The sequence below is a fragment of the Nostoc sp. ChiQUE02 genome (assembly GCF_034531305.2).
Taxonomy (GTDB): Bacteria; Cyanobacteriota; Cyanobacteriia; order Cyanobacteriales; family Nostocaceae; genus Nostoc.
Genome location: NZ_JAVRBN020000098.1, coordinates 1 through 8756, shown reverse-complemented (window position 1 = coordinate 8756; position 8756 = coordinate 1). Strand labels below are relative to the sequence as shown.

At 44.1% G+C, this 8756-nt stretch carries 6 protein-coding genes and 1 pseudogene; 3 read left to right on the top strand and 4 right to left on the bottom strand.

Annotated elements, in window-relative coordinates:
• Positions 1 to 1405, top strand: a 1405-nt coding sequence (locus RM347_RS35120; protein WP_428850674.1) for a DUF4114 domain-containing protein, incomplete at its 5' end; no start/stop codon positions are given.
• A gap of 105 nt (positions 1406 to 1510) precedes the next feature.
• On the opposite strand, the pseudogene RM347_RS35115 reads toward RM347_RS35120, so the two are convergent.
• Positions 1511 to 1693 (bottom strand): annotated as a pseudogene (locus RM347_RS35115) (IS630 family transposase); the annotation flags it as partial.
• Positions 1694 to 1835: 142 nt separating this feature from the next.
• Between RM347_RS35115 and RM347_RS35110 the strand changes: the two are divergent.
• Positions 1836 to 2660, top strand: coding sequence for an IS5 family transposase (locus tag RM347_RS35110; protein WP_322716018.1), 825 nt, complete (start codon positions 1836 to 1838; stop codon positions 2658 to 2660).
• A 285-nt stretch (positions 2661 to 2945) separates the two neighbouring features.
• On the opposite strand, the gene RM347_RS35105 is transcribed toward RM347_RS35110, so the two are convergent.
• The 3 genes from RM347_RS35105 to RM347_RS35095 form a co-directional block, all read right to left on the bottom strand.
• On the bottom strand, positions 2946 to 5981 hold the full coding sequence (locus RM347_RS35105; RefSeq protein ID WP_322716017.1) for a carboxypeptidase regulatory-like domain-containing protein: 3036 nt from the start codon (positions 5979 to 5981) through the stop codon (positions 2946 to 2948).
• Between the two features lie 364 nt (positions 5982 to 6345).
• On the bottom strand, positions 6346 to 7173 hold the full coding sequence (locus RM347_RS35100) for a P pilus assembly protein, chaperone PapD (protein ID WP_322716016.1): 828 nt from the start codon (positions 7171 to 7173) through the stop codon (positions 6346 to 6348).
• Between the two features lie 111 nt (positions 7174 to 7284).
• Entirely contained in the window at positions 7285 to 7770 is a 486-nt protein-coding gene (locus tag RM347_RS35095) for a hypothetical protein (protein ID WP_322716015.1), read from the bottom strand.
• 609 nt (positions 7771 to 8379) lie between these two features.
• Here RM347_RS35095 and RM347_RS35090 point away from each other — a divergent pair.
• Positions 8380 to 8571, top strand: a complete 192-nt coding sequence (locus RM347_RS35090) for a hypothetical protein (RefSeq protein WP_322716014.1) — start codon at positions 8380 to 8382, stop codon at positions 8569 to 8571.
• Positions 8572 to 8756 lie beyond the last annotated feature (185 nt).

Sequence of the window (8756 nt, the reverse complement as noted above, 5' to 3'; positions counted from 1 at the left end):
CGCCGGAACTGATGGTACTGATTTTGCTGTAGTGCGTTATTTGGTTGACGAAGTTCCCACAGGCTTGACAGTAAGTAAACTAGCTGTTGACGAGAACGTACCTGCGGGGACAGAAGTTGGCACATTTACCACCACAGACCCAGATGCAAGCGATACATTCACCTACAGTTTAGTAACTGGGACTGGCGATACCGACAATGCTGCATTTACAGTTGTTGGCGATAAGTTAAAAATCAACAGTTCTCCCGATTTTGAAACTAAACCTAGTTACAACATCCGGGTTCGGACAACTGACGCAACTGGAGCATCCTTTGATAAAGATCTGGCGATCGCAGTTAATAATCTGAACGATCGTGGTGTCAACGATATACCAACCCTGACGAAGAATGCTAATAACGATATCTTTACTATCCAAGGTAAAGGTAACAGTGAAAAAGCAACACTCTCAGTCAAGCTCACAGGACACAGTTCTAATGAAATTTATGAACTGGGAGTATTTGCTGTAGATGATGAACAAGGGAAGATTCAAGGTATTGCCTCTAGCGATACTGGTTACACTGAAGCAGCTTTGAAACGATCCAAGGTGATTCTCTCCTCACTTACAAAGTATCCCACTGGATTTAATGCTGATTTAGCTAGTTTGGCGGAATTTACCTCTGGTGAACAGCTAAAATTTTATTTGGTACGCAATAGTACTACTGATAGTATCTTGGCTGGACAAGCTGCTGTTACAGATGTACTGATTTCCGATCCGACAAATGTCAAAATCACAAGCTTGGATAATAATAACTTTTCCTTGTCTTGGAAAGCTAGCAACAATGCTGAATTCCAGGATTTGACGGTAACAATTCAGGCGACAGATAAAGATTTGCCTTTGGGTGCAGGTTTACAAGGAAAGGAACAAGGAGAACTCCTTGATTTACGTGGTGTGACACAACAGGTAAAAGCTGATTTTGTTGTCAATAAAGACGCTGCATACGACAATGTTATCGGTTTCTATCAAGTGGCTGATGAAAATGGTGGTATTGACACTAACGGCGATGGTATAGCAGATATTCTCACAGGGCAAGCTGGTTATGCTGAAGCTGCTATCCGTGGACGTGTTGCAGGTATAGATTTGACAGGGAATAACCAAGGTACAGCAAGTTACTCTGGGAATATCGCGCCTGATTCTCTGTATGCACCGTTTATTATTGTTAATGGTAGACCCGATGCCATTCTTGATGGCAATGCTGATAACAATCCAGCAGTTTACTTCGCATTTTTGGGTGCTAACTCAGACAAAACAGATCATATTCGTCTGTTAGAAAACAATACCTTTGGCTTTGAAGATTTAGCAAAGGGTGGTGACAGAGATTTCAACGATATGATTGTGAAAGTTAATTTGAGCATTAATGTTGTGTAATATTAAACCCAAATAGTCACTTAGTAAAATCGAAGCACCTCATCTTACTTGCGGGATGAGGTGCTTTTTATAACTCCTCTTTTTCTGCTCAGTTGGTAAACTTTAATTAACAGAGTCTAAGAAAGCTCTAATTTCCTTGGAACGGTGATAGCTAGCCCCATCCCAAAAAATTAGTAATTGCTGTTCGGGAGAGTTAGCTAGTAAGTATTGTAAGTAATCAATAGTATTTTTTGAGTTTCCTGCATCATAAGCTTTGAGAACTAATTCTCCAAGGAGATAGTCAACGGGAGCAACGCGATTTTGTGATGTCGGGCTGAAAACGAGCGATCGCTAAATTAGTTTATTGCGTATAATTTAATAGAACTATTGCAAAAGTGTTTTGTGGTATAATAAAAAGTTTGGCAATTTGCGATTAGGACTTTGAGAAGCAGTGAAAATAGAGAAAGCTAAACAGCTTACTGCGAAAAAATTTAAGCGCATGACTGGAGTAAGCCGTCAAACCTTTGAGTTAATGGTTGAGGTAGTTAAAGCTGATGAAAAAAAGAAAAAAAAGCCAGGTCGCCGTCCTAAACTAATTATTGAAGACCAAGTTTTAATGGTTATTCAATATTGGAGGGAATACCGCACCTATTATCATATTGGGTTAGACTTTGGGCTTTCGGAATCTGCGGTTTGTCGAATAGTCTTTAAAATTGAAAATATTTTAATTAAGTCAAAAAAGTTTAGTTTACCGGGTAAAAAACAATTATGGAAAATGTCCTCTGAAGAAAATGTAGTTGTAATGGATGTCACGGAAAGCCCAATTGAAAAACCTCATAGTGGGCAAAAAAGATTTTTTAGCGGAAAACAAGGAGAACATACTTTAAAAACCCAGGTAATCATCCACCAAAAAAGTAGTCAAATCATCTGCTTAGGGCATGGTCAGGGAAGAATTCATGATTTTAAGCTATTTAAAAGCAGTGGTATAAAATTTGGAGAATTACTGAAAGTAATAGCGGATAAAGGCTATCAAGGAATTGCTAAGATTCATCAGTTAAGTGAAACACCAATTAAAAAACCAAAAGGAAAAAAGTTGACGAAAGAACAGAAAAAATACAATCGGGAACTCAATCGATTAAGAATTGTTGTTGAACACGTAAATCGTCGTCTAAAGATATTTAAAATTTTGTCTGATAGATATCGAAATCGTCATCGACGTTTTGGGTTAAGGTCGAATTTAATTGCGGGAATTTATAATCACGAATTAGCCATATAAATCGATTAAAAAATTAAATTTATCAAATGATTTCAGTAATTAATCAATAACTGAAACAGCGTTTACTGCCTTTTTCTAGTTAGCGGTGAGCGTTCGCGGAGCGTCTCTAAGAGTTGCCATGCCGTAAGCTTATCGCATGATAATAGTTGCTCGAAAAAATTTATAATCTCTTACCAAAAACTAAAATTAGAACAACCCATAATTATACCACAAAACACTTTTGCAAGAGTTCTATAATAAGTTTTTCTTTCTGGTTTCCCAAGTTGGCTGTTTGTAGACGTTTTTTTAGTTCCTATTCGCTTTCTCTGATTTCAAATTGAGTTCTTGAAAGGGTGGAGACGTTTCGGTTAGCTTGATTGCACTCGGTTGAATGGATTTGCCATTCACCTGTAACGTATAACTACTTTGCCGCAGGTGTTCTATAAAGTAGACCCCGGCATCATTTGTAACCGACAGAAGCCGCTGCCCGGAATCCACGTCGGAGCCAACCTGAATTGCTTCGACTCGGACACCACTCAATGGGGTTCCGTGGCTATCTGTGACAATGCCTGAGAGCGAATAGGCAGGGATGAGGGGAACTAGCACAGGAGTATAGCTGCCAGCCACAACCTTAACTGCATAAGCACTGGTTGCTGCCTGCCAATCGGGGGGTAGCCCTGCTGCATCCAGATCGAGACGATAGGTGTTGGGCAGCAAACGTACCAGGATGCGATCGCGGTCAACCTGTGCCCTAGCAGCTTGAACCATTTGATTATTGATCGTCACGAGATTGGGATCTGTGTAAAACTCCTCGCCTGCATCGCGTTGGCCATTGTTATTGCGATCAAAGAACGGCTGCACCAGAATACCACCCTGAGTCCGTAAATAGTTGGCATGACGATCGCCAGGAGTGATACCACCTTGAAGATTCAGCCCCGATACTAACTCGATACCAAAAGTCGATTCGCCTGTTGTCACTGATACGCCCTGATAGCGTGCGCGGAGCATTACGCCAGGGATGATTGTAGTGCCCACAGAGGCAAGTACGCCAGAACCCCGCGATCCGATACCATAGCCTAATTGGGCTTCCCATAACAGCGTGCCATCGATGGAACGTTCTTTTGAGCGATAACGCCAAGCGAGATTAACTAGATCGTCATTGCTATTTTGGTTGTAGGTGTCGTAGCCGAGAACAAAGGAATGTCCAGTTGTAAAATTGCTGTGCTTTCCCAGGTAAAAACTTAGCGCCGACTGGGAACTGATTTCATTGCCGATAGAGTTCAGTTCAAGTTTTCCCAACCGTTGAATCAGATTCCAGCGCAGGTGACTTTTGGTGTCAAAAGTAAGGCGGGCAAAGGTAAAAGAATCTCTGCCACTGAAGTTGAGTTGAATGCCTCCAGAGGTGGCATCATTACTATTGGTGTTGCCCAGCAAAGTGATGCCTTTAGCCAGTTGCCAATAGGCATCTAATCGGCTGGAGAAGCGATCGTGGGTGAACCGGGCACTGAAGTTTTGCGATGGGTCGTAACTGACATCTGCATTGATGTCCCATGCTGAATTATCGCTACCGCTTAGGACTGAAACTGCTGCCTTGAAGGGGACATTTTCTGGCTGCCAAAAGAGTTCGGCTAGTCCTCTCAAAGACCGATCGTAGACAGTGCCTGCGCCTAGCGTCACGCTATTCGAGACGCCCCATCGTTGAGCAATGCCACCCCGAAATGTGGAAAAATCGCCAAAGAGACTGTTATTATCCTGTTTGCTGTAATCTCGATTCACTCCACCGGAAACGATCAACGCGGAAGCACCAGCAGGAAGTTGACCAGCCGAATTGGAAAACGTCGCGTCTCGAATTTCTGGTTGGGCAGTTAATTGTCCTTTGGGATAGAGGAAGACCTGGTAGTAGCCGCCCAGCGCTGGGGTTTCCAATTTGAGATTCTCAAACCGATACACGCCAGAGGAATCCACCAGGGTTTCGGCAATGATGCGATCGCTAAACCCCTTTACCAGTCGCACTAAAGTTCCCGGTTCTGCTTGCCCAGACACCGTTCGTCCAACCTGTGCTGCTTGCAGGCGTTGGCGCGGATCGCTTTCGCCATAAAATTGCGGCGGTGGTGTGTAGCCCTGGCGCTGAATGAAGGTAAAGCCTACATAGTCGTTAGGGCTGAGGTTCTGCCAGAAGGGGGGCTGAGTACCCACAAAATAATCATTAGCATCGGTCTGGCGTTGAAACAGCGCATCTGTAATCCGCCAGCTATTGGAACTAAATAGTTTGGGCTGGTCTGCCCGCACAAACCAACTACCGCCCAAAATGCTACCCACCGCAGTCAAATCTCCGCGGAAAGCAGTTGGGGTTGAATCTGCACCACTGACGCTGACCCCTTGTTGGATCGCAGCCAGAGAAATATCTGGTGATGCAATTCGGGGTAGCCCTTCAAGCTGCACAGGAGCTTCTTCCAGTGATGAGCTTTGTCCCGGTGCCGTCAGCCAGGGTGCGTCAAACACAATCGCATACTCTTTGAGATCAAACTCAACCTGAACTCCAAATAGCGATCGTACCTCCCCCACTGAAAAAACCAGACCCAATTTTGGATCGGTGTGGAGTTTGGCAGGATCGATACGAACGGCAAGACTGGGCGATCTTAATTCGATTTGATTGTCGGGTAAAACTTTTGTGCTTAATTTCAGCGCTTGTACCACGGCATCATAGGGCAATAACCAATGTTCTAGATCGAGCGCTTTCGAGCTATTTTCCTGCCCCCGAACAGAAACCCCCTCATTGACGTTGCGCCCGCCAATGTTGATACCCACTGGAAACACTGTAAAGCCCTCCGGCACCTGAGCAATGGGAGACAGATTCGGTTCCGGTGTCTGTATCTTCGCATCGCTTGTTGGCAAAGTAGCGGAATTTCCTGAACCCGTAGGCGCAACAGTCACAGGTTCAACCGGACTCGCCTTTTCGGAACCCGTAGGCGCAACAGTCACAGGTTCAACCGAACTCGCCTTTTCAGAACCCAAAGACTCAGGTACAACCTTTGGGACAATCTCAGGCTGCGTTGCCGGAATATGCACAGATGGAGGTTCTGTAACTAGAAACTCTATATCTTGTAAATCAATGGATAACGGTTGTCCCAGCAGTTTTGCATCTGATTTAACGCTTGATTGTGCATTAGCACCCGATGGTTCCTGTTCTTGATCGCGTGCTGATGGACTTAAAGCAATCTGTTTTTCATCAATAGATTTAGGAGTAATGCTAAAGATGCCGATCTCCGAAGGAGATTTACTATTAGAAATGTTGTGGGGAATTGAGTGGACGATGGCGGGTGGGGGAATTGTCGGGAACATAGACGTAAGCGGAGTTAAAATCAGCAGTCAAAATCAGCCTTCCTCAGGTCTTCTAGGTGGCTTTTAGTTTTGTGCAAATTAGTTGGCAATCTGTTGAGACCCTAGACAGTCGGCCAGTCATCGTCGTAAGTAGTTGGACAAGAATATTTACAGTCATTGTGAATGAAGCTTCCCCGTAGGGGTACGCTTCATTCGCAATGGCGTTGTGTAATTAATTCTGCTCGATAAAAGTAGGACACGCGGACAACAATTTTACGTCATTACGAGCAAAGCGTTCGCGGAGCGTCTCGTAGAGAAGTAATCGCAAAGGCTTAGTTTTTCCTCACGAGTACGTAAGTCCTAAAAATTATTGATTGTGCAGTTCCTACTTTGCAGGTACTATAAAATCCACCGAAAATGGCACTGTCTGAGCGTTGTCCTCACCCCAGAGCAACTGTCCACTTAGTTGGTAGTTACCAGGGAGTAAGGGCGATGGATCTTTTTCTGAAACGGCTAAAGCTAAATTACGATCGCCCAGAGCAATGATGGCAGTAGGTGCCAATTCTCCACTCCAAAATACTTTGTTTGCTTGTTTCAACGACCAGCGAACCATTGGGCGCACAGATGCATTGCCTATATTTTTGACGAATAGTTCGAGATGCTTTTGCTTGGCATTGAAACTGGCACGATCAACAACTAAGTTCGGCGCTGTATCTCCCTTGCGGACGTAAACAGTCGTACCGACTCGAGTGATAATGCCAACTTTCCGTCCGATTGTGTCTGTTGCCTCATTCAAGGCTTCTGTAAAGATAACTGCCCGGTATTCACCATTCGCTAGGCTGGGAGCAAGTTGAGCCACCATACGAACCCGACGGCTACTTCTGGGTGGCACAATCAATTCTCTAGGAGAAAACTGTATATAAGAACCGAGATAGCTTGAATCAGAGGGTATTGTTTGGAACCCGCGATCGCGGCTGTAAGTGAATGGCTCCGTATAAACCCTCGCCCGCAACAGCGTATCCCCAGAGTTGATCACGTTAAGCACTGCTTTTACTTGTCCCCGGTTTGCCTGGGCTTCAATCACCAGAGGGGATGCTCCCAGATTTGCCCAAGCAGCACCATTGACCAAACAAGCTGCTGATAGTAACCAGCCACTTAGTTGAATGGCTTTTAAAGTTGTGGATGAAGCGGGCTTGTGAACACGGGAGAACATGATGACCGATCCTGGCTTTGCGAATAAATCTAAGGATTAGAAAGAATGATTGATGGGGGAAGTAAGCAAGTTAGCTAGAATTCCCCCATCTGATCTTTGTACGTCGCTTCATTAAGGGGTGACTGTCAACGTCACAAACATATCGTAGGCACCGCTGGGGATTAGACCAAGGGTTGTGGTTGTCATATTCACACTCAAATTGGTGACACCTGGCAGGGGCACAGGAAAAGGAATAGAGGGTGCGACAATGGCAACAAGGTTTGCGCCTGTGCCTGTAACTGCAACCGTCTTTATGGCTGTAGTATGGTCATAGCCAGCGGGTGCAGTGGCTTGTTGGGGTGCAGATGCCGAGAGGGTTGCCAGAATGTTATTACAGGTGAGTTTGGCTTGACCAGAAGTGCCGCCACTGGTTGGCAGACTGCTAAGAGTTGTGCCAGCAACGTCTAATCCTAATGTGCCATTCTGGACATTGCTAAATGTGCAGGAGGAAAGGACATTTCCATTAAAATGAACATCGGTACTCCCTGCTTGAGCAACAGAGTTGAATGCAAACGTGCTACCAAGAATCATTGCGGAGAGTAATACAATACGACGCATAATAAATTCCTCAAGTTAACTGAATGGATGTTTAATGGTGTTCCAGAGATGGCTGATGTATGAGATGAATTGAGTGCGGTGCTCTCAACCTTTTTGCTTTTCAGTCACGCTCGTTTCTCTAATTTAATGACCCCAAGTAACTTTGTAATTCGTAGCTCTACGCGTTTAATGAACTCGCTCATCCTATATTCAGTAATCCTTTTAGCAATCAATGATCTCAAAGAAGGGTGTCATCTGTAGCTCTACGCTTTTACTGAACGTACCCATCTCGAACTCAGTAATTTTTCTAGGGTGCTGTTAGTAGTCTCAGTAGAAATCGCAAGAGTGGGTGGAAAGATGAGCAGTTATACCATTTCACTAAAAGCTTGATACAAATAAAGCCGATAAAAAAAATCCCACCCGGCAATAGATGGGAGCAATGCGATTTTGTGACATGGGTAAGCAGGGGAGGCAGGGGAAGAGAAAGAAATAAGTGTATAAGCAATCTGTAACGCTCGTAAAAAGTACTAAAAATGCCCCTTTACCCCCCCCTAACAATGATTATAATTCTGACAATTGGTGATTTTATTCTTTGGAAGTTCCTAACCTGAGTGAATAGCTCAAGAAGAGATGAAAGCATTTTTACAAGCATTTTTTTCATCCAACTATATACCGCATGGACATTGCTACCTTTGGCAGTCAGGGTTAGTTTGGCTACATGGAATGTCAGATGCGTTAATTGCCTTGGCTTACTATTCCATTCCCATTTTTCTGATTTACTTGTCTTATAAACGCTCAGATATCCAGGGCAAACGCATCTAAATATTGAGGATTGATGAAGCAGGCGGAATTCCCCAACGCTTTAGCACATAAGAGTTTCAAAAAAATAGGTAGGAAACAGCGATTCCAGAATTATTAAAGGTATTAGAAGAATGGCACTAAGAAAAGCTCTAAACTATGCAGAATAAGGGCTACAGCTTTTAAGACTCAGACGGGGCAGACGATAT

Bases quoted from the DNA above. Each gene is read 5' to 3' on its own strand.
- RM347_RS35105 (WP_322716017.1), bottom strand. From the start codon at position 5,981: ATGTTCCCGACAATTCCCCCACCCGCCATCGTCCACTCAATTCCCCAC.
- RM347_RS35090 (WP_322716014.1), top strand. From the start codon at position 8,380: ATGAAAGCATTTTTACAAGCATTTTTTTCATCCAACTATATACCGCAT.
- RM347_RS35095 (WP_322716015.1), bottom strand. From the start codon at position 7,770: ATGCGTCGTATTGTATTACTCTCCGCAATGATTCTTGGTAGCACGTTT.
- RM347_RS35100 (WP_322716016.1), bottom strand. From the start codon at position 7,173: ATGTTCTCCCGTGTTCACAAGCCCGCTTCATCCACAACTTTAAAAGCC.